The sequence below is a fragment of the Gracilimonas sp. genome (assembly GCF_031581265.1).
Taxonomy (GTDB): Bacteria; Bacteroidota; Rhodothermia; order Balneolales; family Balneolaceae; genus Gracilimonas.
On sequence record NZ_JAVLBQ010000005.1, the window covers coordinates 70,221 to 95,275 of the forward strand.

The following is a 25,055-nucleotide window of genomic DNA, read 5'->3' on the forward strand; positions in this document are numbered from 1 at the left end:
ATTACTTATTGAAATTTAAGGTTTCAAGTTTAACCAATTTTCTGAGGTTATTAATTTCATTTTGCCGTAAAAACCTCCAACGGCCAATTGGCACATCTTTAAGAGTAAGCCCGGCATACTCTATACGCTTAAGTTTGGTAACCACTGTATTATGATATTCCACCATGCGCCGTATCAATCTGTTCCGGCCCTCAAAAACCGACATTTCAAATGTATTAGAGTCGTCCATGAATTGCGTAATGTTGTATCCTTTGGCAATTCCATCTTCCAGTTCAATTCCTTCAAGATATTGCTCTAATTGAGCTTCCGTTAATGGATCTTCGGTTCTGATTTGGTAGGTTTTCCGAACGCTGTAACTTGGATGCATTAACCTGTGGGCCAAGTCTCCATCATTGGTTAAGATCAACAATCCGGTCGTATTTCTATCTAATCTACCTACAGGATATACGCGGTGACCGGTGGCATTTTCAATTTGATCCATCACCGTTGTTCGGTCTCTTTCATCATCGGTGGTAGTAATCACGTCTTTAGATTTGTGAAGTAATAAATAAACGAATGGCTCCAGGCTTAATGTTTGCTCCTCTACCACCACATTGTCTTTTCGGCGAACTTTAGTTCCCAATTCTGTAGTAACTTCACCGTTTACTTTCACTTTACCGGTTGAAATATATTTGTCTGCTTCGCGGCGTGAGCAATATCCGGCATGGGCAATAAATTTGTTAAGGCGTATTTCTTCCTCCTGCGAATAGTTTTGATCTACCTTAGCTGCTTTTTTGTCGTCTGCTTTATTTTTAGGTCTTCTTTTTTTGTTCTTATTGCTCATTCTTTATCGTCTGTTTCATCGGTATTGTCATTTTCTGTTTCTTCTTGATTTTCCTCAGCTTCTGAGGGTTCGCCATCTTGCTCTTTATGCTCTCGTTTTTCCTGAAATTCACTTAAAATTTCATCGGCTTTTTCTTGAACTGTCTCCTCATCATCTTCGTCTTCGACTTCCATTTCATCCATCACAAGCTGACGCTCCATAAGCAACTGTCTGTGTTCAGCCATATCATCGTCTTTGAGGATGTCATCGATCTCACGAGGCTTGGGTAACTCTTCAACAGAATTGATACCAAAATGGGTTAAAAAATGCTTTGTCGTTCTGTACAACAAAGGTTTTCCGGGACTATCAGCACGGCCTGAAACTTCAATCAGTGCTTTTTCCATAAGCTGGCGTAAAATATATCCTGAATCTACTCCACGAATCTGATCAACTTCAGGCTTTGTTATGGGTTGCCGGTATGCCACAATAGCGAGCGACTCAATGGCTGATTGGGATAGTTTTCGATAGGCATTTTCGTGCTGAAAGATGCTCAACCAATAGTGATATTTAGCTTGAGTAACAAAGGTGTAACCTCCGCCAAGTGGTTGAATTCTAAAACTGAGTCCGTTTTCGTCGTAGCGTTCATTTAATTTGTCTACAAAATCAGAAACAGTCTCTTCGGTAATCTCTATTTGTTCTTCATTTTCAACAATTATATCTCTGATCTTTGAACCCGAAATAGGTTCATCACTGGCAAATATCAGAGCTTCAATGAGTGATGACAGCCTCGTGCCATCTATAAATTCGTAATCATTTTTCATTTCACAACTACAATATGCGTACTATTTTAAAATGGCAAGTTAATATTACAGCCATATTCAATTTAATTTTAAAACAGCAATTTAACATTCTGCCTGTCGGCTACCAAAAAGATCTACCGGTATTTAGCTATCGTTTATAGCATATTAATGTATGTTCATCTTTTTTAATAACCCTATATCCCAAGAGATGAAAGATATTTTTGACAAAAAATCGTGCTACTTTAAGATCTACAACAAACGAAGTTTCATCTAATTTCTCTACACCGGGAAGTAAGTGCAGATATCGATTTATAATACTGTCTCTAAAGATAACCGAAATTTCTAACCAGATAGGTGACCGACCTTTTAATATAAAGAACCCGTCATTTCCTTTTGATTGATATAAAGGCATAAAGATGAGTCCCGATGTAGGGGCATATACCGGTTCTTTGCTATCATAAGCTAATAGCTCCCCTTTTTGAATGGGATCAAAATTTTGATATCCCTTTTTCATGGTAAAATCTCGGGCTTCATTTACAAAATAGTGGCAGGTAATTTCATAATACTTATTCAAAGCATCAGGTGTTCCCCTAAGAGTACTTTCATATTCATGATATTTTTGCTGTTCTAACTTTAGAAGTTGATTAAAGTGAAGAAACAACCACAAAAATGCTTCTATTCTACGTACTGAAAGAGGATCAGTATGACTGCCGGCCTCAAACCCAATAGCAGGATATCCCAGATCATTGATAAAACTTAGCAGCGTACCGTGTATAGTTTCTTCGATGCCCAGAATTTGAGGAACCGGGAATAATGAAGCACTTTTTCTGTTTTCGAGAGTATCATTAAAAAGTATAAATGCACAACTTTCGGCCGATGTTGTATGGAGATCAATAAAATAAATTTCCCGGCCCAAATTTTTCTTTTCTTCAATAATGGTATTCAGCACCTGTAGTATCCCAACTGCCTCCTCCCATTCTTTAACATCCGATTGACCCTCTTTTGATTCCTGATCTGTCACATCATTCCAAATGCGATTCAGGTCTCTGTCCAAATATCTCACCCCTTTTTTAATTGCTTTCTGATTTCCACTAATCAGATATAAAGAACCCTGCAGGTTTTCTTCCATGCCTGAAATCTCTTCAGAAATATTTTCGCAAGCATGTACCCCTGCTAATTCATTCCCATGAATTCCCGCAAAAACAACAATAATAGGACCTACCTTCGATTCATGACTCCATATAATTCTTTCAATATCATTTAAATCTGTTTTAAAATTTGAATGGGATTGCATTAATTCTGTTATCAATACTGCCTTATTAAACTAATCATTATTATTTTCCAAGGTTTCGAGTAGGCGAATAGTAATCTCCATAAAATTACCTTCCGTTATTATCCCTACCAACCTGCTGTTTTTAACTACCGGTAAACACCCAATTTTTTGTTCCCTTAGAATATCCATTGCCTCCATAATATTTGCCTCCGGATGTACAGTAATGGGATTTTCTATCATGATATCCGATAACGGCAATGAACCTCCGTCTCCTTCCATTTCAGAAAACTTCGTGTATTCCCTTAACACTTGCCGCATGGTTATTAAACCGATCAGGTGTTTTTGATCGTCCTCAACGGGTAGGTACCGAATTTTTCTCCAGTCTAAGAGATTCGCCACGAATTCCAGGATATCGTCTTTTCGTACGGTAAATAGGTCGGTGGTCATAAATTCTTCAACCATCAAACTTGACGGCTTCCAATTATCCATTTCCTGGAATTTTGCCAAACCCCATTTGTGCACCGGTTCTCCTTTTTTCTGATTTTTAATCATCGCATTGGTAATGGTGGAAAGCGCCTGTTCACGATTTCCTTCTTTAATCAGTTTGCCATACGATTTAACCATCCATTGTGCACCGGTTTGGGCGGAATTTACCCTGTCTTCAATTACTCCTAAATAAGTGTCAATGTCCGAACTGTTGATTTTTGCTTTTTGAAGGCCATTTTTGGCAATAGGCAGCAACTCTACTTTAATCAAATCTACTGCCGTCATTTTTCTATCATTGGTCCAGTTAAATTTGGTATCAAGGCCTAACTTTGAGGCAGCAAAAAAGTTCATTCGTGCGTCATCAAATTCCATTTCCTTGGTAATATCGGCATATTCATCCTCGAAACCATTTAATAACCCAAGCCAAAAAGCACCATTTGCTGTTTCATCAATTACAGTTGGGCCGGAGGGTAGAACCCTATTTTCGATACGGAGGTGGGGTTTCCCGTTACTTAACCCATAACATGGACGATTCCAGCGATAAATTGATGAATTATGCACTTTCAATGCCATCAGTTCAGGAACTTTTCCTTCTTTCATGAGCTTTTCTACATCTTCTTCAATCTCGGCACTTAACATCACACGGTATCGGGATATATCTTCCTTATAAATATCAAGGATGCTGTTTTCAAGCCATTGGTTACCAAAAGTGACACGCGGACTCGAATCCCGCAAATGTTCGCCTACCTGTCGGGTATCAACGGACTGATGGAACAGAGCAATTCTTGTTTCAGCCCACAAACGTTTTCCGAATAAAATAGGAGAATTTACCGCACACGCCAGCACGGGGGCTGTCACCGCCTGAGCAATATTGTACTTGTTTATAAATTCTTCAGGCTTCACCTGCAGGTGAACCTGGAAGCCTGTATTACATGCTTCCAACAAGGGAGAATCAAACTTCATCAGCAGCTCATCCATACCCTGAATTCTCAATTCAAACTCCTTTCCGCGAAGGCGGTTTATAGCTTCACACAAAGCCTTATACCGTTGTAGTGGTGTTAAATTTTTAATATCCACATCCATTTTACGGATGGTGGGTAAAATTCCGGTAAGTAAGATATCTCCACCCAACTCACGCACTGTTTTTCTTACATTGTCCATCTCTTCATGGAGGTTATGCTCCATCTGTGAGAGGCAATCACCGGTAAATTCGAGCGGCTCCATGTTAATTTCCAGATTAAACCGGGCAAACTCAGTCGTGTAGTTCCCCTCGCCCAAGGCGTCCAGTACTTCCATAGATTTTGGAAATACCTTACCATGCGGATCTACCATACACAGTTCTTGTTCAGCTCCAATGCGTAAGGTATCTGTCTCAAACCAGTCATCTTCCAGCATTTTTTTGAGTGCCCGCATATCCCGGAGCACATGCTTCATGAAGGTTTGAACCTCTTCATTATCATCAGCAAGCTTAACGCGCTCTTCTCCCATTGGTGTCTATTTTATTGTGGAATATAATCAGTTCGTAAATACCAACTTTGAAAGGGTTTTTGCAAATTTTTTACCAATCAATTTCACTTTTTAAACTTACTGTATTCCATCAACATTCACATTGACACGAACTGAAGAAAACTTACCCTTAATATCTGCCTCATATACTTCCAATATTTTGTCTAAAAGGGCTTCAATATAGCTTCCTCCTTTTTGGGTATCTATTTTCATAGTTACTTCCCATATGTATTTTTTATTCATCCAGGGAATGGCCGCCGGCGATGGTCCTAACACCGGCACATCAGGTACTACTCTCTCTGCAGAATCTTTTAAAGCATGAGCAGCCATATTCACTTCATGTCCTTTCGCTGATTTCAGCTCAAACTTTATCAACCGAGAGTAAGGCGGGTAATACAAAGGTTTTCTGAACTCCATTTCTTGCTTGGCAAATCCCCGGTGATCATGATTCTTGGCAAAAATAAGGGCTGGATTATCGGGCTGGCGGGTTTGCAAAAATACCGTTCCCGGTTTATCGCCCCGTCCGGATCTTCCCGAAACCTGACTCAGCAACTGATACATCCTTTCTGTAGCCTGAAATGATGGAAATGCGAGCTCGGTATCCGCATTCACAACCCCAACCACAGTCACGTTTGGAAAATCAAGCCCTTTAGCCACCAGTTGAGTTCCAATGAGAATGTCTGCTTTCCCTTCTCCAAACTCTTTTAAAATTCGTTCATGGGCTCCTTTTCGGGAAGTGGAATCGCGGTCAAAGCGAATCACTTTTGCGTCAGGAAACAAATCCTCAAGCTGCTCCTCAATATTTTGAGTACCTGAACCCTGAACTTTTAGATTAGGTGAACCGCAGTTTTCACATTCAGTATCCTTGCGCCGGGAATACCCTGTGTAATGGTCCATCAGCAGATTCTTTCGCTTATGAAAGGTGAGGCTGACTGAGCTTTCGGGGCTTTCAGGAATATGGCCACAATCTTCGCATTGCAAGTAACTGGCATAACCGCGCCTATTGTAAAGCAGGATTATCTGCTCGTCATTCTCCATCGCTTTTTCCATAGCCTGGTACAATGGAACTGCAAATTCACCCCGCATTGGTTTTCCTTTATACTGCTTTAAGTCCAGGATCTTAACTTCAGGAAGCATAGCATTGGCGTGTCGTTTTTTCAATTCTAAGAGCTCACACTTCCCCTTAGCTGCAATATTGAGTGCTTGCATACTGGGCGTTGCCGATCCCATAATCACAATGGCATCATTCATTTTCGCTCGTACCAGAGCAGTTTCGCGAGCATGGTATCTTGGCGCCGGATCCATTTGCTTGTATGAACTGTCATGCTCTTCATCCAAAATAATAATTCCCAAATTCTGAACCGGGGCAAACACGGCCGAACGCGGACCTATTGCAATTTTCTTTTTCCCGGAATTCAAATCTTGCCAAGCCTGGAGTCGCTCTCGGCTGCTCATCCGACTATGCAGCATGGCAATATTATCTCCAAAAATCCGATAAAACCGAGAGACGGTTTGCGGAGTAAGAGCAATTTCCGGAACTAATACAATGCCGCCCTTTCCTTGCTCAATAACTTGTTTTAGGGCATGGATATAGACTTCTGTCTTCCCGCTCCCCGTGATTCCAAATAACAAATAATTGGAAAACTCTTTTTTTGAAAGTGAACTTTGGATTTGCTCGAATGCTTTCTGCTGTCCCTCATTCAAAGTTTTTATGGAGTCCGGTTCAAACTCTAAATGCTCGATCTCATTCTGCTTTTCAACTTCCCGATATGTTATCCAGCCCTCGTCTTGAAGTTTTTTTAATGTGTAAGAAGTGAAAACAGAATCGTCTGGAATTTCAGACTGGCGTACAGGAATTTCTTCTGCTATTTGGGCTAATGCCGAGGTCCATTTCAAATCTTCATTTACTCCCTCACTTTCTAAAAATTCTATTGCTGCTCGTTTATCTTTTCCAGTTGCCCAAATCCATTCCCGTTCAGTAGCTACCGTTACTTTTAGATCCGGCTCTTCCCAAATTTCTATCTTTCTATCCTTCAGCAGCTTAGAGAATACTTTATTCAATCCGGTTCCCTTCCAGCGCTTTTTGGCTTCATCCAAGGTAGATTTATTATCTTTCAGATCTTCGATGATCTCCTTTTCGTCTTCACTTAGGTTTTGGTCATCCAGATCTTCAGAGATATTCAGATATTTCCGGGAAATGAAATTGAGACCGGCAGGAAGTGCAGCTTGTATGGTTTCACCCCAACTTGCATAGTAAAATTTGGAGATCCAACGGGTGACATCCAGGAGTTCTTTGGAAAGGATAGGTTCCTCATCCAAGATCTTACGAATGGGTTTGGTTCTGAAGGAAGGCTTCTTTTGGTGAACAGCAACAATCACCCCAATAGCGTAGTAATTTCGAAATGGTATCCACACACGCTGCCCGGCTTGAACAGAAGGTTCAAGATTCTCGGGAACATGGTAGGTAAACTGCTTGCGCACCGCGGCGGGCAGGGCAACATCAACAAAAATGGACAAAATGTACGTTTAAACTTGGGTTATTTGAGGAGTGAAAGCTTATCCAATTTCATGCCCTGTGTCAACCTGTTTTTAAAGTACCAAAAGTAAATACACCAAGATGATCAATACCGGTAAACTGAATACCAATCCCCCTCTCCAATATGCTTTTCTGTTTTTCATAGCTACCTCCTTGAAACTCATTAACCTTATTTTATACTTATTACTATCTAAATTTTGTGCTATTTGTTCCTATGAATCAGTAAATGGCAATTGAATATCGAATATTCAATATTGAACAAGGAATTTTATTTTCCTCAACTCAGGCCTGAAGGCCTTGGCTTGTTTATTTCCTTTGTAAAATTGAGTTTTTTGAATTCTTCATTAAGCGACATATCACCATGATGTGCCTCCTGATTATAAATGTATTTTCGAATTCCATTGACTTCTCTTGGTGAAACTGAGATTACACCATAGCCATCCTGCCAATCAAAATGCTCATCAAGTATTACATTCCTATTAAGCCAAAAAGACGTTTCACCTTTCAAAACACCAATCACATCAGCAACACACTGTGTGGTTTTGAGTCTAATTAGACAATGGACATGATCTTCGACTCCATTAATTATATCTAAGTAGATGTCATTTCCTTAAGCGTAATTTTTCATGTGTTTGAAGAGCCTATACCTGAAAGATTTTAGTAAGAACCTTCGACTATTTTTAGTTCTCCAAATACAATGGATCCAATGATTTGAAAATGATTGTGGCATTGTTTTCTAATTTTACAGGCCTGAAGGCCTTGGCTTATTTATTTTCATAATGGTGAAGACCTTTTTGCTCATTGCACCATTTTAATTACTATAAAAACATAATTTTAAACTACCTCTGTAATTTACAAGCGAAGGTCTTTAGACCTGTTTTTTATAATTCAATATTTCTTGTTCAATATTCGATATTCACTACCCTAACCACCCTTCCCTATCTAAGCTTCGATACTGAATCGCCTCTGCTACGTGGTTTGATTTAATGTCTTCAGAGTGATCTAAATCAGCGATGGTGCGAGACACTTTGAGGATTCGGTCGTATGCGCGGGCTGAAAGTCCAAGTGAAGTGATGGCTTTTTTGAGAATCTGGGAACCGGCATCATCCAGCTTGCACATTTTGCGAACCATTCGGGTGCTCATCTGCGCATTACTGTACACGCCTTTCACCCCCATAAACCGTTTTGATTGTATTTCCCGAGCATCCACCACTCGTTCCCGAATATCTTTAGAGGATTCTCCCTTCGCTTTTCCTGAAAGTTCTTCATAACTCACTTTATGCACTTCAATATGCAGATCAATACGATCCAAAAGCGGACCGCTTATCTTGCTCAGGTACCGCTGCATTTGCTGGGAGGTGGCTCCATTCATCTCATGAGGGTCGTACCAATCCCCTGATGGAGATGGATTCATCGATGCCACCAACATCACACGACTAGGGTAAGTTACGCTCATTCGCGCCCGAGAGATGGATACACAGCCATCTTCCAGCGGCTGACGCATAACCTCTAATGCACTTCTCTTGAATTCCGGCAATTCATCCAAGAACAATACGCCATTATGTGCCATTGAAATTTCACCGGGCATGGGAATACTTCCTCCGCCAACTAAAGCCACATCAGAAACGGTGTGATGTGGAGACCGAAATTGCCGCTTGGTAATCAGCGCCTTTCCAGATTCCAATAACCCGGAAACAGAATGAATTTTAGTAGTCTCAAGTGCCTCCTCCAAGGTTAGCGGAGGAAGAATTGTCGGGATACGCCGAGCCATCATCGTTTTACCAGAACCCGGTGGACCGACCATAATAACATTATGTGACCCGGCTGCTGCAATCTCTAAAGCACGTTTTACATTCTCCTGTCCCCGCACATCACTGAAATCCAGTGGATTTAGTTTTCCATTCTGATGAAAATATTCCTGAACGTTACTTCGAAGGGGATCCATGCTGCCCCGATTTTCTAACCAGTCTTTAACTTGGTTGAGATGTTCGAATGGAAACACATTTAACTCTTCCACTACCGCCGCTTCACCTCCATTTTGTTTGGGAACTATTAAATTTTTGTATCCTTTTTTAGCAGCCTCTACAGCTACAGGAAGTACTCCTTTTACCGGTCGAATTATGCCATCCAAAGCCAACTCTCCCAACATTACGGTATCATCCAACTTATCGGTATGAAGTTGACCTGACATATTTAGAATGCCAATAGCAATCGGTAAATCAAATCCATTTCCTTCTTTTGGGAGATCGGCCGGGGCTAGGTTAGCCGTGATTCTTCCGATGGGATAATACGAACCCGTATTTCGGATGGCAGCTTCTACCCGGTCGCGTGCCTCTTTTACCGCACGGTCGGGTAATCCTACCATGAAAAATTTAGGCATACCATTGGTGTGATGGGTTTCTACGTCGATAATTTTAGCATCCACCCCTACAGTGGATGCGCAATAAACTCTTGAAAGCATAATTAATACCTGAATCTTTTATGTTATCTTTACGTAGTAAGAGCGGTGAGAAAGCAATTCCTTACAAAAAAATTTCATAAATCGTACATATCATGAAAAAAGAAGAAGCTAAAGCCAAGGCAAAAACCATTTACCAAGAGATTCAAGGTGGTGTAAATGAAGTTATAAGCCAGATTCGAAAAATGATCAAAGAAGGGAGTGCCCGTAAGCTGATTATAAAAGACAAAGAAGGTGAAATTAAATTTCAGACCAACTTAACCATGGGGGTTGGTGGAGTTACCTTAGCTGCAGCCATGGCACCTGTTATTTCCGCAATTGGAATGTTTGCTATGTTTATCAACGACTATCAAATTATCGTTGAGCGTGAAGTTACCGATGAAGATGACGAGTATTCGGTAGATGCCGAGTTTATCGATATCAAAGATGAGGATGAGCAGGAAGAACCTGAGAAAAAGGCTAAAAAAGAATCAGACACGGAAGAAGAGGAGAAAGAAGAAAAAACGGTAGGTAAGAAGAAAAATAGTGATTAGTAAATAAGGGAATAAGGAAAATTAAAAAACCCTTATTCCCTTATTCCCCTTACTTCCAATGGGACTCAGCGATTGCTTCTTCACTTTCCAGCTCACCTAAATATTTTTCAGCATCCAGGGCAGCTTTACATCCTGTGCCTGCTGCCGTTACCGCCTGACGATAAACCGCATCCATAGCATCTCCGCATGCAAATAACCCGGGTTGGTCGGTCACTGTTGACTGTCCTTTGGTTTGAATGTAGCCTACATCATCCATTTCAACTACCCCTTTGAACAGGTCAGTGTTTGGCTTATGGCCGATGGCTATAAAAACACCGGTCACATCATCTAAAGTGGTAATATCACCGGTTTCATTGTTTTTAATCTTTACTCCATCAACCACCTGATCTCCCAGAACTTCAATTAACTCACTATCCCACATGAATTCAATTTTGTCATTATTGAATGCCCGTTGTTGCATAGCTTTAGAGGCACGAAGTTCATCACGACGGTGAATAACAGACACTTTACTGGCAAACTTTGTAAGAAAAGTTGCCTCTTCCATAGCTGTATCACCACCCCCAACTACTATTACATGTTGATCACGGAAAAAAGCACCGTCACATGTAGCGCAAGCTGAAACACCTTTACCACGTAGTTTCTGTTCACTTTCTAGATGGAGCCACTTTGCTGAAGCTCCTGTTGAAGCAATGATGGAATGCGCATATACTTCTGTTTTCTCATCTACAGTTACTTTATAAGGCTTTTTACTGAAATCAATATCCGTTACATATCCATAACGACAATCTGCTCCGAAGCGTGAAGCTTGTTCCCGGAAATCCTGCATCATTTTGGGCCCCATAACCCCTTCAGGGTATCCTGGGAAGTTCTCAACATCGGTGGTAGTCATTAGCTGTCCACCGGGTTCAGGCCCTTCAAAAACTATGGGCCTCAAATCTGCCCGTGCGGCATAAAGTGCGGCAGTTAATCCGGCTGGGCCGCTTCCAACAATTACTACTTCAAAAGTTTTTCCTGCGATATCTTCCATAATCATATTTTGTTTTTCTATTCTCACGCAAAAAATACGGCTTTATCTTACAAAAAGAGGGCTCTTATTTTCTATGTATTCTATAGAGTGAGTTTATTTTAAAGCAATAAAATAATCCAAAAAAAGAAATGCGATATGGAACAAAATAAAAAAACCCTGAACTGTATCAGAGCTCAGGGTTTGGGTTTTTCGGGGTACAAAAATTTTCTAAATCTCTAAGTGATACAATGATAAGAAATGTTTAGAAAAAATCAATGTAATTTTTGGTAAATCTTCATAGTGATTATTAGATAATATTAATCATCCTTATAGAATAAACCCTGATCCGTATCAGGGATCAAGGTTTAGGTTTTCGGGGTACAAAATTCTTGGGGGCTATTGTTATAATTCAAACGCTAAGTACTGTATTAAATTGTCTCTTAATACTGTCAGTAGAATTACTTGATCACCCTCTGCGACTGCAGTCTCAACTTCTTCATAAAATTCTTCTGATGTTGAAACTTTAGTTTGTTTAACAGCTGTGATTACATCCCCTCTTCTAAGTCCTCTTTCATAGGCAGAACTTGACCGCTGTATGTTCATAACAACTACACCTTCAATATCGTTGCCTAAATCTAATTGATTTCTTAATTCACTATTTAGACTATTTACTGAAAATCCAAGCTGCTCTTCTAAACTTTGGGATGATTCAGGAGCTTGGGCAATCATTTCATCGTTTCTTTTACCTAAGGTCACTTCAAGTTCCAATCTTTCCCCGACTCTAATTATGCCCAATTCTATTGTATCATTTGGCTTCTTGGAAGCAATTTTAGTTCTGAAACTGTCCCAGTCTTTAACCTCTTCACCATTGAGAGAAACTATTATATCTCTTGCCTGCAATCCTGCTTCTTCTGCCGGGCTGTCTTCTTCAACTTGTCCGACTAAAACACCTCGAACGTCATCGAGACCTAACCCGCGTGCCATAGTTTGATCCACTTCGCCACCGAGGGTCATTCCAAGGTAACCACGGCTAACCTCGCCATCTTCAATCAGATCATTCATAATTCGCTCCGCGAGATTTACCGGTATGGCGAATCCAATTCCTTCATTACCCCCTGAGCGAGATGCTATAGCAGAGTTAATACCTACTAACTGTCCATTTACATCAATCAATGCTCCACCGGAATTTCCGGGATTGATGGCTGCATCGGTTTGTATGTAATCTCCATAAAAAGTCAGATTATTCAATGAGCGGCCACGCGCACTAACGATTCCAAATGAAACAGTATGAGCAAGATCTTCACTTAATGGACTACCTATTGCCAACACTAAAGATCCAACTTTAAGATTATCACTGTTTCCCAATTTTACCGTCGGTAGATTTTCAACATCAATTTTTAGAACTGCGATATCTGTTTGAGGATCGGTACCCACGAGCTCTGCTTCTACTTCATCCCCATCATACATCCGTACTGTTATTTCATCTGTATTTGCGATTACGTGGTTATTAGTCAAAACGTATCCTTCTTCAGAAACGATTACCCCAGAGCCTAATCCACGTTGTTCACGTTCTCTTGTTTCTCCTCTTGGATTTCCAAAGAACTGTGAAAATGGATTTATAACTCGTACTTCTTCTGTCCTTTTAGTTTTAACTGTGACTACAGCAGGATTCGTTTTTTCTGCTATGTCTACAATCGCATTATTAAAATCACTTAGCGAAGCAACCGGACGTTCTTCAGCTGACTCTACTTTGGTGTCATAATCCGGAAGGGTGATGGTATCAGAATTGGTAGCTACATTTAAGCCAAGTAAAACCAAAATGGCCGCAGCTACTCCAAATATATTTTTTACTGTTGTATTCATCTCTTAATTTATTTTATGATTGTTTGCTGTTATTAAACGGCAGAAGCCCAGAAAATTGTGTGTATCTACTATTCTTTACAATCAATAAAAAGAAACCGAAGCTCCGATCATGGAGCTCCGGTTCCTTAACCATATTGATCAAGTTCATGAGATCTTGATCTGCTTCTTAACTTTTTCTTCACTTTTTTCGATAGTGATATTTAAGACACCATCTTCATACTTTGCAACGATGCTATCCTCGTTTATTGTATCCGGTAGTTGAAATGACCGCTTAAATTTCCCGTATTTAGATTCAACGCGGTGAAAGTTTTTACCTTCTTCCTCGTTTTCAAATTTACGTTCACCGCTGATGGTTAAACGTCCATTTTCAAGATCAACAGTGATGTCTTCTTTATTCATGCCGGGTAATGCTGCTGAAACTTCAAAATTGTCCTCAGTTTCAGAGATATCTACACTTGGCATAAATGAATCGTTGCGATAGTTCAGTGATTCATTGAAAAATTCATCCAAAATATCACTAAAATTTTTGGACTGAAGATCTCTGTTGGGTCGTGTATAATTGATTAGTGCCATAATATGCCTCGTCTTTTTTCTTAAAATTCACTTTTAATTATGCAATGGATATGCCAACTCCACTGGGTAGGGTGAATACTGACAGACGGACAAATTGGATGTGCTGAAATTTCAGATTGAAATTTCATAAAGGAAAGGTTGGCACACCGAAAGCAAAAGGGTGTCAGAGTTGATGTCTAAAATGTCATATAGCCATCGTGCTCAGCATGCAGGAAGATAACTTAGCAATTCTTCAACTCTATTGGTTATAGATAGCTTTTCTTCCATTCCCGGGCTACTAAAAAGGCCATTTCAAGACTTTGCTCATAATTCAAGCGAGGGTCACAGAACGTTTCGTAATTCCGGTCGAGTTCTTTTTCATTTAATCCTTTCGCTCCACCTACACATTCGGTTACGTTATCTCCGGTAAGTTCAAGGTGGACTCCCCCAAGATAACTTCCCTCAGCTCTATGAATATCAAAAGCGGATCGGACTTCACTCAGGATGTCATCAAAATTACGGGTTTTGACACCTCCATTGGTGCTAAAGGTATTTCCATGCATGGGATCACTGCTCCAAACTACCGGGAATCCTTCTTTACGAACTGCTCTGATCAATTCAGGAAGTTGTCGTTCAATATTATCTTTTCCGAACCGGGTTATTAGCACAATTTTACCGGCTTCGTGAGTAGGATTTAACGTTTCAATCAGCTTCAGAGTCTCATCTATTTCAAAAGGAGGGCCAATTTTAATCCCTACCGGATTATTGATCCCTTTAAAATATTCTACATGTGCCCCGTTTAAATCCCTGGTTCGGTTACCCAACCAAACCATATGTGCACTTAGATTGAAGTGCCCCTTTTTACGAGGAACCGGGCGGGTTTGAGCGGAATCGTAGTATAAATTCAGTGCTTCGTGGGAAGTATAAAAGTCAACTTTTTGTAAAGTGGAAAAGGTATCAGGGGCAATGGATTCTACAAAACGTACCGCCTTTGTGATGGACGAAACCATGTCCTCATATTCCTTATAGTATTCGTTATTCTGCATGAAATCCAGCTCCCACTGTTCGGGATGATGCAGATCCGCAAATCCTTCATCAGCTAATGCTCTTAAAAAATTCAGCGTTAAACCTGCTTTGTGATATCCCTCTATAAGTCGGTCGGGATCGGGAATTCGAGTTCCTGATTCAGATTTAAATCCGTTGATCAAATCTCCGCGATAGTTATGAATTTCTTCACCATCCACCATTTCAAAATCACTGGAGCGGGGTTTTGCATACTGTCCGGCCATGCGTCCCACCCTAAGAACAGGCACTCCCATCTCATGAATCAGGATGAAACTGGTTTGAAGCAATACCTTCACCATGTTTACAATTTTCGGAGCGGTAGTGGCATCAAAACTCTCAGCACAATCGCCCCCTTGAAGTAAAAATGAATTCCCGGCAGCAACATTGGAGAGTTTATCCTTAAGGACTTCAATCTCCCAACTTGTCACCAAAGGAGGTAAAGACTTTAGCGTTTTATAGTTTTCTTCCAGCTTATCTTGGTTCGGATATTTTGGTAATTGCTTTACGGGTTTTTCTTTCCAGGAAAGTGGATTCCAGTCTTTTTGTGCTACTTCAGACATTTTTATAATATTATTTAAATGAGCTCAAAATTATTGGTTTTTTATGCCGATTGCTGAGCTTTTTATAGATTAACTTTTTAATAGTATTTCTGCTCTTTCTATTGATCTGCAAGCAGGTCTTTTTTCAGATTATTTAAATATTTCAATAATTGTATTGCTTTATCTCGTTCTATTAAACTAAAGTTTATTTTGTTTCCTTTCCAAAGTTGTCCAAGTCTCCAAACGTCGGCCTCTGCTATTTTTGCAATCCTTGGGTATCCGCCAACCGACTGAGCATCATTCATTAGTATAATTGGGTTTCCATTAGGTGGAAGTTGTATGGTGCCCGGCACAACCGGGCCTGATTTCATATTATCTTTCTGAAGAGTAATTTTTTCCAAGCTTTTTAACCGCACTCCCATCCGGTTACTACTATCCAAAATTGAGAAATCGGTATCTAAAAATTTGAATTGCTCGTCTTCACTTATCCAATTCCATTCCGGCCCCGGCATTATCCTAATTAATTGTCGGGTTGAAAAGTGAGGAATCAGTTTTTTGGGAGTTTTACGTTTTGCTGTATCATCTTCCTCGCACTCCCAACAAATACTATCTCCCGATTTCAACTTCCTACCACTATACCCTCCAAAAATTGCCTGCAAACAAGTAGAAAAACTCCCCATCATGCTTTCTAATTCCCATTCACCTTTTATAGCAATATAAAGCCTGCATCCTTTTTCCAAATGGCCAATCTTTAGCACATCATCTGTTTTCACTCTAATTGTTTCATTTATAACTCTTTCATCTCCATTTAAATGTACAGCACCTCCTGAGCCTGAAATCCCAATAACAGCATCACTGTTAAATTTGAGAGTAGGTCCGATTAAAGTACACTCTATCACAGGAGCTTTTTTATAATTCCCTGCCAGCCAATTTGCCAATTCAGCAGAATGGCTATCCACAGCGCCGGAAACAGGAACTCCATATTTTCGATAACCAAACCTCCCTTGGTCCTGAATAGTAGTAAGTAAGCCGCCTTCCAGTATTTCTAACTGCCCAGTCATGATAATCTATTTTCTTGTTCAAGACTTTCAAACTCTTGCTTTGAAATGGGGGTAAACCTCAGTTTATCTCCCACACTGAATGGTGTCGGGGGATAATCTCCAACCCGGAAATAGGTGTTTGGTGTGCGTCCTATTATCTGCCAGCCACCCGGACTTTCTAATCCATAAAATCCCGTTTGGGAACCTCCAATTCCAACCGACCCTGCAGGAATTTTGGTTCGTGGGTTTTGTCTTCGTGGAGTTGAAATGGATGCAAGCATACCTTCCAGGTACACAAAGCCGGGCGTAAAACCCATGGTTGCTATACTATATTCTGTCTCAGAATGCTTTTTAATAATTTCCTCTCTGTTCAAGCCGGTATGAGATTCTACCTCTTTCCAGTCCAAACCTAATTCATAGCAAACCAGTACTTCATGTTTTTTCGGGGGTGAAATTTGAGAAAATTCAGTACTTAGTTGCTTTTGGAGAGAACGGATCTCATCCTTTACATCAATGACAACGTGATCAAAAACGAGGGCAATACTTTGATATGCAGGTATGATATCTAAAATCTCAGATATATCGCATTGCTCAAGCAGCTTAGTAGTTTCGTGAATGCCCGACAGTATATCCACTTTATCGGCAGGCCCTATCAGCAGAGTTCTCTCATCTAAGGCAGAAACTTCCCAATTACGACCATTAATCCGCAGTGATGTCGACATCATGTTTATTTAGGAACTCATTTATTTCTTTGGCTAATTCTGCTGCCCCTTCCGTGTCACTATGTAAGCAAATTGTTTCAGCTTCTATAGGCAAATCCAACCCATCGTAGGTGTAAACCATCCCATCTAAAAAAGCAGCAATTTGTTTAAGCACCTGCTCTTTTTGTTCGATAACAGCCCCTTCTAATTTCCTGGATCGGAGACTTAAATCATTTTCATACCTACGGTCGGCAAACACTTCTTTACGAACCCGAAGTCCTGCATCCTCTGCCACTTCACTTAATACTGATTCCGCAGGAGCATATAGCAACATATCTTTTTTAACCCGAACGATAGCTTTTACAATGCCTATAGCTGTTGACTCATTTTGTGAAGCATGATTATATAGAGCACCATGTGGTTTAACGTGATGAAGTTCTCCCCCAAAAGATTCTGTCATTCCCTTCAAAGCCGAAACCTGATATAACACACAATCCTCAAGTTCTTCCGCACTCAAATTCATGACCCTGCGCCCAAATCCCTGTAAATCCGGATAAGAGGGATGAGCCCCAATGGCTACCTCATTTTTCATTGCCAAATTGATGGTTTTTGCTATAGTTACAGGATCTCCGGAATGAAAGCCACAAGCAATATTACAGCTTGTAATATAAGGCATGATTTGAGAATCACGCTTTTCATCATATATCCCATAAAATTCACCTAAATCACAATTTAAATCTATCTTAGAAATCATATCTATAAAAAGTTAAAAACTGAATTTAAGCTTCTGAATCCAACTAAAAGCGTTACCAAAATAACAATGGCACCCATGATATTTTGTCGGGCTGAATTTCTGTTTGAGCCTAATAACATGGGGTTGTTCATGATGTACAATAAGAAAACAGCTATCACCGGCAGTGTAATTCCATTGGCTACTTGTGCAAATTCAATTAGCCGGACAGGGTTAATACTTAAGGCAGAAAAAGCAACTCCGGCTATTAATACTACGATCCAAACAAACCGAAATTTTAAATCTTTTAAACCACCACTCCATCCCAAAAGCCCTTTTGTGGCATAAGCGGCGGCAAGAGGAGCCGTAACGGCAGAGGTGATGCCCGCGGCAAACAACCCAATTCCCATAAAACTTTTGGCCCAAGTCCCTAAGAGTGGCTCTAATTGCTGAGCCATATCGGCTGCACTTTGCACTTCTGACAAACTTCCATCTGCAGCTGCAGCACTGGTAATTACCACACACATGGAAATTATTCCTCCGAGTATAATTCCAACTGCATTCTCAACCCGCATTGTAGAAAGTTCAGAGTAGTGAGAATATCGTTCTTGCACGGTAGAAGCATGTAAGAACAGATTATAGGGTACTACAGTAGTTCCTATTAAAGCGATCACAGTCAAAAGTTCTTCACCAGAGGCTTTCGGAATAAATAACCCTTTCAGTATGGCAGGTATATCCGGTTGAATGACGATTGCCGTTGTTACAAATACAATACTCATTAATCCCACCAACACGGTCATCACGTTAACAATCCGCTTGAAACTTCCGGAAAACAGCAGCCAAAAAGCGACGACTCCAACCAACACGGAGGTTAGCTTAAGTTCTACACCAAGCAATGTATAATTTAGCCCCGGGAAAAACTCCTCCCATCCTAAAACTGCGCCGGATATATTGCCACCTTCATAGGCAATATTGCCAACCACTATGGCACTTAAAACCAACAGCATTCCCAATACTTTCAAAATTGGGTTTTTCAGCTGTTCACGGATAGCTTCCCCAAAGCCTTTCTGGGTAATGATCCCCATCCGCCCAGTCATCTCTTGTAGTATAATAGTTGCTATCACCGAAAAAAGAAGTGCCCACAAAAGCATGTATCCTGACCTTAACCCCGCAAGGGTGCAAACGGTGATGGTTCCCGGTCCTATGAAAGCCGCAGCCACCAAGGTGCTGGGACCAAAATATTTTTTTAGTGGATTATTCATGACTGAGTATATAGTATGTAGGAGACAAAATCCCAAACAAAAAAAATGAAAAACACACACTCAATAAACTGACTTGCAGGAACTTATAGATTTTGGTATTAGATTCCTGAACCAACAACAAAAATCCAATTAACATGGCAGATTTAAAGACCAAGAAAAATAACGCGAGCGTAGAGTCATATCTCAATAATATTGATGATCCCCAACGAGCTAAGGACTGCCGAAAAATCTACCAGATGATGAAGGAAGTCACCGGTGAAGAAGGCAACATGTGGGGTGATAGCATCATGGGCTTTGGAAGCTATCATTACAAATATGAAAGTGGTCGGGAAGGCGATTGGTTTTTAGCGGGTTTTTCAAACCGTAAGAACAGTATTTCGGTTTATATTATGTCCGGATTTTCTGATTATGATTCACTTTTAAGTGAGCTGGGGAAACATAAAACCGGAAAATCCTGTTTGTACATCAACAAGTTAGACGACATCAACGAAGATATTCTCTATCAACTTATCGAATCTTCTGTCAAAGAAATGAAACAGAAATATAAAACCGAGGGCTAAATAACATGGACGGCACGCACAGATCAGAAATTAAACCGGGTATGGAAGTGGCCATTGTACTTAAAAAAGATCAACACAGTGGAGAATTAACCTATGGGACGGTTCAAAAAATTCTAACCAATAGCTCCACTCACCCACATGGAATAAAAGTGAGGCTCACGGATGGACAAGTTGGCAGAGTTAAAGAAATTTTGGAGTAAAACTTCATGAGGCTCGATGATTTTAAAGAACATACGTTAGAGCTGAGTAAAGATTATGAAGGTAAAGTTATAGCAACACTGCTGGAATCTAATTTCAATAAAGACGGGCAACAACCTGTTTTATACCTCCATGGTTTTAACGATTACTTTTTCCATGCTCATGTAACTGAACAATTTCATGAGCACGGATATAATTTTTATGCCCTCGACTTGAGAAAATACGGACGTTCTATTCTCCCCCATCAACACCCCAACTATTGCCGTTCCATAACCGAATATTTCGAAGAGATAAACCGGTCCATTGAGATAATTACTTCGAAGCATTCTCAAGAGTTAATTTTATTAGGACACTCAACCGGGGGATTAATTGCCAGTGTTTACATGAATATTGGGAAATACCGAGCGGAGGTAAGTCGATTAGTCCTTAATTCTCCTTTCCTGGAGTTTAACATCAATTTTTGGCAGCGAACATTTCTTCTGCCTTTGGCAGGCGTAATATCATTCTTCTTTCCATATGCTGCGCGCAAAAAACCATTTTCAAAATATTATGGAGCCAGTATAGCGGAAGAAGAAAAAGGTTCCTGGATATATAATACCGATTGGAAACCAATCAAAGGATTTCCTGCCTATTACAAATGGATTTATGCGATCGACCGTGCCCAGAACAAGCTGCAAGAACATTCGGATATTAGAATCCCTGTTTTAATTCTTCATTCTGATGCCTCCAGCCGGCCAAAGAGATGGAATGAAATAGTATATAAAACCGACATGGTCTTAAATGTAGACCATATCAAAAACTATGGGCAGAAATTAGGGCCCAATGTAACCTTCGCGGAAGTAGAAAATGCCATGCATGATATCTTTCTTTCTCAAGAAGCTGTAAGAGCAAATGCCTTCAAAAAAATGTTTAATTGGCTTAACTGATTTTAAGCACTTCATAGCTGCTTGCAAATTTCCAAAAAATGCTTTTATTACAGGTAGTCAAATACTAACTATGGAAGGTACTCTATGCATGTCAAAGATTTATTAGATAAGAAAGGACGAGATATTTATTCCGTTTCACCGGATGACACCGTATATGATGCCATCGCTAAAATGGCTGACAAAAATGTGGGGGCCCTCTTGGTTATGGAGGGCGACCAACTGTCCGGTATTATTTCTGAACGGGATTATCGGAATAAGGTAATTTTGAAAGGCCGGACTTCAAAAACCACTGCCGTGAAGGAAATAATGACTGATGAAGTCATTCAAGTTAGTTCTTCTGATACGGTTAACTTATGCATGCAACTCATGACAAAACACAAAATACGTCACTTGCCCATTGTAAATAAGGGAGAAGTAGTAGGCGTAATTTCTATTGGTGACCTTGTGAATGCCATCATTGCCAAACAAAAAGTGGAAATTGATTCGCTCAGAGATTATATCGGCGGCGGTTATCCCGGATAAATTTTCCCATCAATTTAATTTATAAGCACTCTACATCACGGTTTCTCGTTCAGGTTCTAAGCCTCGAATCCACCGGTTCACTACGAATTCATTTTCTTCTATCCAGTTTTGAACAGCTCTTCTCTCATTATCCGGGAAGGTTTCTATTTCATCCATAAGAGCTCCTAATTGTGATTCTGTCAAACTGAAACGTTCAAAAAATAAAGAGGCTCTGGAGTATTCTGAGGTGAAATTTTCTCGGGCTATTGTATGAATTTTTTCCGATTCGCCATATACATTTTGGGGATCCTCAAGAAACTTCAAATCATAACGATTGTAGATCCAGTGAGGCGTCCAACCTGTTACTACGATAGGTTCCTGTCTTTTTACGGCATCAATCAGCTGATTGGTCATTAGCTCTTCTGATCCTTCCTGTAAATTTGTTTGGAGATCATAGGCTTCAATAGCATTTCGGGTTGCATTCATAATACCTGCCCCACTGCTTATACCAATTATAGTGTCAAATTCACTTTCAAGCTCACTTATTGAAGATGTTCCTACATATTCCGGTACCAACAATCCGGTTTTTACTTGTTCTACATTTATACCAAGATCTTCTAAGTCATTACCATAGGTATTCATATATCCCCCGTGCGTTTGTGGAAGCCATGCATCCACAAATACATCTGAATCCCCATTATTCAGCTCTTGAAAAACAGACTCTATATCTGTCATTTTTGTACTTACTTCATATCCTAATTCACCCTCAAGTAATTCAGCAGCAAGGTGAGTCATGGCTACCCCTTCCGACCAATTGGCATAAATCATCCGGATGGTCTTGTCTTCTGTTTCATCAGTATTTTGTTGGCAACCACTCGAAACTACTCCAACAAAAGCTATCATGGAAATTACAATAATTGAGCTTTTAAATGATTTAAATACATCCATAAATCCTCCCTATTTTATTTAAAATCAAATACCTATTTAAGATAAAAGATTTTAGTAGAATATAAAGATGGAAAACTTTAGCAAAAGTACTTTACATCTTCTAAACTACATAATTGAATGAAATTTATTCCTTTGAAGTTCAAATGTTAACTCTGAATAAAATTACTACCATGAAAAAATTCTCTCTCATCCTTTTACTTTTTATGCTTGCTCCATTATTAGTTCTTGCCCAACTCAATAACAATGCTGACAAAATTGAGACTGGAAATGGAGACATTTTGATTCACCCTATTCTTCATGGTTCCGTGATTTTTGAATGGAATAACCTGAATATTTATTTAGACCCTTGGGGTGATGCTTCTTTATATGAAGGCAAAGCTGATCCCAACCTGATTTTAATTACTCATCCACATGGGGATCATTTAAGTCCTGAAACGCTTGCCAACCTCAATACTGAAGGAGTTACTTTTATTGTTCCACAGTCAGTGGCTGAGCAAATGCCTGAACAATATTCCGAACAGATTCAAATAATGGCCAACGGACAAACTATGGAATTTAATGGCATTCAGGTTGAGGCCGTACCTATGTATAACCTTCCCAATGAGGGAGCCCGGCATACCAAAGGCTGGGGAAATGGCTATGTTCTTACCATTGATGGTAAAAGAATTTACATTTCCGGAGATACCGAAGACATCCCTGAAATGCGCAATCTTGAAAATATCGATGTAGCCTTTGTTTGTATGAATCTGCCTTATACCATGGATATCTACCAGGCTGCGAGTGGTGTATTGGACATGGAACCGGCTATTATGTACCCTTATCATCACCGGGGACAAGATATTGAGCGCTTCAAAGAAATAGTGGATTGGGAAGGCAAAGAGATTGATGTACACCTTAAAGATTGGTATCCAAACCAATAATTACATCTAAGAGTCAAGACTTGTACCTTTATTTCAAAAAAATATAGAAATGAAGTGCACCCTCTGCTCCTCTGAAACAAAACCTTTTTATTATTACGAAAAAGAAGCCCGGCAATATCATCGTTGTCTAAATTGCCGGGCAGTCTTAATGGATATAAGTGATTATCCCTCTCCCGAAGAAGAAATCCATCGCTACGAAAGTCATGATAATGATGTAGAAGATCCCCGCTATCAAAATTTCGTTTCTCCGCTGGTTGAGAAAATTACAGCTCGATTTGGACCTCAAGACCTTGGGTTGGATTTTGGGTCAGGGACAGGTCCGGTTATCACCAAGATGCTCACTGACCGTGGCTATTCACTGAATGTTTTTGATCCCTTTTTCGACAATCACCCTAACGTACTGGAATTGAAGTACGACTATATTGTCAGCTGCGAAGTGATTGAGCATTTTCACAATCCCTATCAAGAATTTGAACAATTGCGGGGTATGCTAAAACCAAGGGGGGCTCTTTTTTTGAAAACCGATCCATATACAGAACACACTGACTTCCATGCCTGGTATTATAAAAGCGATGAAACACATGTCTTCTTTTATCACCCCAAAACATTTGAGTGGATCAAAAAAGAATTTAATTTCTCAGAACTCGATATTGACGATCGCCACATTACATTACTGGTGTAAATAACGCTATAAAGTATTGCCTCATAGACATTTACAATATTATTTTACAAATTAGGTCTCATAAACTATGAGGCTTTTTTGTGACTGTATATGTAAGTGGGTATAAAAGCTTCTCTTGTCATTAAATTAAATATGAGGTGATACTATGAAGAAAGTAACGAAGATTCTGGGTATTGGTCTATTGGTTATCATTGCCTGTATCTTGGGGATATTGGCTTATGTAAGTTTTGCATTACCTGATGTTGGACCTCCTCCCAATATTGAAATTGAACAAACAGCTGAACGGGTGGAGCGGGGAAAGCATCTTGCAAATAATGTAATGGTTTGTATGCATTGTCATACCCCTATTGATAAGGCAAAGTTTGCACACCCTCTAAAAGTCGATAGTCTTGGCGCCGGTGGTGTTTATTTTGGTCCTGAAGAGGGACTCCCAGGTGTTTTTTATTCACCCAATATTACCCCTGCTGCTTTGGGTGATTGGACTGATGGAGAGATTTACAGGGCTATAACTTCAGGCGTTAATAAAGACGGACGAGCTTTATTTCCAATAATGCCGCATCCTAACTATGGCAAAATTGAAAAGGAAGACATCTACTCTATCATTGCATACCTCAGAACGCTGGAACCCATAGAAAATAAAATCCCGGAACAGGAGATTAGTTTTCCAATGAATTTTATTATTAATACCATCCCAAAACCTGCAGAGCATACATTGGTCCGCGATACCACAGATCCCATAAAATGGGGTGAATACTTGGTAACAGCAGGCAGCTGTTCCGATTGCCACAGTCCCAGGGAAAAAGGAGCAATTATTCCGGGAATGGAATTTGCCGGAGGAGCTGAATTTCCACTCATAGATGGCAGCATAGTTCGAACCTCAAATATAACCCCTGATGAAATAACCGGTATAGGAAGGTGGACTGAAACAGATTTCATCAAACGCTTTAAAGACTATGCTGACTCTTCATTTAATTTTGCGAGGGTAGCTGACGATCAATTTAACACGGCTATGCCCTGGCAAAATTATTCAAAAATGTCGGAGGAGGAACTAAAAGCTATTTATGCATATCTGCAAACCGTGAAACCGGTAGAAAATGAAGTAAAGCGATTTACTTCCGTTCTTGAAAGTGATTCAGAATGAAATAGCCACTGCAGGAGAAACACAAGC

24 protein-coding genes are annotated in these 25,055 nt (G+C 40.0%); 8 read left to right on the forward strand and 16 right to left on the reverse strand.

Going from position 1 to position 25,055, the window contains the following annotated elements:
* Position 1: 1 nt before the first annotated feature.
* From RI561_RS03430 to RI561_RS03460, 7 genes are all read right to left on the reverse strand, one after another.
* Positions 2–823 carry a pseudouridine synthase gene (locus RI561_RS03430; RefSeq protein ID WP_395078827.1) on the reverse strand — a complete coding sequence of 274 codons (822 nt, stop codon included), beginning with the start codon at positions 821–823 and terminating at the stop codon, positions 2–4.
* The gene (gene scpB, locus RI561_RS03435; RefSeq protein WP_395078828.1) at positions 820–1,623 is read right to left on the reverse strand and encodes an SMC-Scp complex subunit ScpB; all 804 of its coding nucleotides are present in this window, start codon (positions 1,621–1,623) and stop codon (positions 820–822) included. Before scpB ends, RI561_RS03430 begins: the two co-directional genes overlap by 4 nt.
* Positions 1,624–1,750: 127 nt before the next feature.
* The gene (locus RI561_RS03440) at positions 1,751–2,896 is read right to left on the reverse strand and encodes a succinylglutamate desuccinylase/aspartoacylase family protein (RefSeq protein WP_395078829.1); all 1,146 of its coding nucleotides are present in this window, start codon (positions 2,894–2,896) and stop codon (positions 1,751–1,753) included.
* 30 nt (positions 2,897–2,926) lie between these two features.
* Entirely contained in the window at positions 2,927–4,849 is a 1,923-nt protein-coding gene (locus RI561_RS03445) for a CBS domain-containing protein (protein WP_395078830.1), read from the reverse strand.
* 96 nt (positions 4,850–4,945) lie between these two features.
* Positions 4,946–7,384, reverse strand: coding sequence for a primosomal protein N' (gene priA, locus RI561_RS03450; protein WP_395078831.1), 2,439 nt, complete (start codon positions 7,382–7,384; stop codon positions 4,946–4,948).
* A gap of 296 nt (positions 7,385–7,680) precedes the next feature.
* Positions 7,681–8,004 (reverse strand): transposase, encoded by a 324-nt coding sequence (locus tag RI561_RS03455; protein ID WP_395078867.1) that lies wholly within the window; start codon positions 8,002–8,004, stop codon positions 7,681–7,683.
* Positions 8,005–8,322: 318 nt separating this feature from the next.
* Positions 8,323–9,864 carry a YifB family Mg chelatase-like AAA ATPase gene (locus RI561_RS03460; RefSeq protein ID WP_395078832.1) on the reverse strand — a complete coding sequence of 514 codons (1,542 nt, stop codon included), beginning with the start codon at positions 9,862–9,864 and terminating at the stop codon, positions 8,323–8,325.
* A gap of 92 nt (positions 9,865–9,956) precedes the next feature.
* Here RI561_RS03460 and RI561_RS03465 point away from each other — a divergent pair, with 92 nt between their 5' ends.
* Positions 9,957–10,394 (forward strand): DUF4342 domain-containing protein, encoded by a 438-nt coding sequence (locus tag RI561_RS03465; protein ID WP_395078833.1) that lies wholly within the window; start codon positions 9,957–9,959, stop codon positions 10,392–10,394.
* A gap of 49 nt (positions 10,395–10,443) precedes the next feature.
* Here the strand turns inward: RI561_RS03465 and trxB are convergent, their stop codons facing one another.
* The 8 genes from trxB to RI561_RS03505 all read right to left on the reverse strand — a co-directional run bounded on the left by trxB (position 10,444) and on the right by RI561_RS03505 (position 19,152).
* Positions 10,444–11,421 carry a thioredoxin-disulfide reductase gene (trxB, locus tag RI561_RS03470; RefSeq protein WP_395078834.1) on the reverse strand — a complete coding sequence of 326 codons (978 nt, stop codon included), beginning with the start codon at positions 11,419–11,421 and terminating at the stop codon, positions 10,444–10,446.
* A 381-nt stretch (positions 11,422–11,802) separates the two neighbouring features.
* A complete protein-coding gene (locus RI561_RS03475) occupies positions 11,803–13,263 on the reverse strand; it encodes a Do family serine endopeptidase (RefSeq protein WP_395078835.1) in 1,461 nt (486 codons plus the stop codon).
* Between the two features lie 144 nt (positions 13,264–13,407).
* Positions 13,408–13,836, reverse strand: a complete 429-nt coding sequence (locus RI561_RS03480; protein ID WP_395078836.1) for an Hsp20/alpha crystallin family protein — start codon at positions 13,834–13,836, stop codon at positions 13,408–13,410.
* A gap of 245 nt (positions 13,837–14,081) precedes the next feature.
* Positions 14,082–15,440, reverse strand: a complete 1,359-nt coding sequence (locus RI561_RS03485) for a class II 3-deoxy-7-phosphoheptulonate synthase (RefSeq protein ID WP_395078837.1) — start codon at positions 15,438–15,440, stop codon at positions 14,082–14,084.
* A gap of 98 nt (positions 15,441–15,538) precedes the next feature.
* On the reverse strand, positions 15,539–16,480 hold the full coding sequence (locus RI561_RS03490) for a biotin-dependent carboxyltransferase family protein (RefSeq protein WP_395078838.1): 942 nt from the start codon (positions 16,478–16,480) through the stop codon (positions 15,539–15,541).
* Positions 16,477–17,184 (reverse strand): allophanate hydrolase subunit 1, encoded by a 708-nt coding sequence (locus tag RI561_RS03495; protein ID WP_395078839.1) that lies wholly within the window; start codon positions 17,182–17,184, stop codon positions 16,477–16,479. Before RI561_RS03495 ends, RI561_RS03490 begins: the two co-directional genes overlap by 4 nt.
* The gene (locus RI561_RS03500) at positions 17,159–17,914 is read right to left on the reverse strand and encodes a 5-oxoprolinase subunit PxpA (RefSeq protein ID WP_395078840.1); all 756 of its coding nucleotides are present in this window, start codon (positions 17,912–17,914) and stop codon (positions 17,159–17,161) included. Before RI561_RS03500 ends, RI561_RS03495 begins: the two co-directional genes overlap by 26 nt.
* Before the next feature lie 2 nt (positions 17,915–17,916).
* A complete protein-coding gene (locus RI561_RS03505) occupies positions 17,917–19,152 on the reverse strand; it encodes an Nramp family divalent metal transporter (RefSeq protein ID WP_395078841.1) in 1,236 nt (411 codons plus the stop codon).
* A gap of 134 nt (positions 19,153–19,286) precedes the next feature.
* Between RI561_RS03505 and RI561_RS03510 the strand changes: the two genes are divergently transcribed.
* The 4 genes from RI561_RS03510 to RI561_RS03525 all read left to right on the forward strand — a co-directional run bounded on the left by RI561_RS03510 (position 19,287) and on the right by RI561_RS03525 (position 21,358).
* Positions 19,287–19,712, forward strand: coding sequence for a DUF1801 domain-containing protein (locus tag RI561_RS03510; protein WP_395078842.1), 426 nt, complete (start codon positions 19,287–19,289; stop codon positions 19,710–19,712).
* Between the two features lie 5 nt (positions 19,713–19,717).
* Complete coding sequence (locus RI561_RS03515; RefSeq protein ID WP_395078843.1) at positions 19,718–19,912, forward strand: YwbE family protein; 195 nt, start codon at positions 19,718–19,720, stop codon at positions 19,910–19,912.
* A gap of 6 nt (positions 19,913–19,918) precedes the next feature.
* Positions 19,919–20,836 carry an alpha/beta hydrolase gene (locus tag RI561_RS03520; protein WP_395078844.1) on the forward strand — a complete coding sequence of 306 codons (918 nt, stop codon included), beginning with the start codon at positions 19,919–19,921 and terminating at the stop codon, positions 20,834–20,836.
* A gap of 84 nt (positions 20,837–20,920) precedes the next feature.
* Positions 20,921–21,358, forward strand: coding sequence for a CBS domain-containing protein (locus RI561_RS03525; RefSeq protein ID WP_395078845.1), 438 nt, complete (start codon positions 20,921–20,923; stop codon positions 21,356–21,358).
* Positions 21,359–21,388: 30 nt separating this feature from the next.
* Here RI561_RS03525 and RI561_RS03530 read toward each other — a convergent pair whose 3' ends face one another.
* Positions 21,389–22,285, reverse strand: coding sequence for a glycine betaine ABC transporter substrate-binding protein (locus RI561_RS03530; protein ID WP_395078846.1), 897 nt, complete (start codon positions 22,283–22,285; stop codon positions 21,389–21,391).
* Positions 22,286–22,455: 170 nt separating this feature from the next.
* Between RI561_RS03530 and RI561_RS03535 the strand changes: the two genes are divergently transcribed.
* The 3 genes from RI561_RS03535 (at position 22,456) to RI561_RS03545 (ending at position 25,028) form a co-directional block, all read left to right on the forward strand.
* Entirely contained in the window at positions 22,456–23,205 is a 750-nt protein-coding gene (locus tag RI561_RS03535) for an MBL fold metallo-hydrolase (RefSeq protein WP_395078847.1), read from the forward strand.
* Between the two features lie 148 nt (positions 23,206–23,353).
* Complete coding sequence (locus RI561_RS03540; RefSeq protein ID WP_395078848.1) at positions 23,354–23,887, forward strand: class I SAM-dependent methyltransferase; 534 nt, start codon at positions 23,354–23,356, stop codon at positions 23,885–23,887.
* A 145-nt stretch (positions 23,888–24,032) separates the two neighbouring features.
* Positions 24,033–25,028 carry a c-type cytochrome gene (locus RI561_RS03545; RefSeq protein ID WP_395078849.1) on the forward strand — a complete coding sequence of 332 codons (996 nt, stop codon included), beginning with the start codon at positions 24,033–24,035 and terminating at the stop codon, positions 25,026–25,028.
* Positions 25,029–25,055 lie beyond the last annotated feature (27 nt).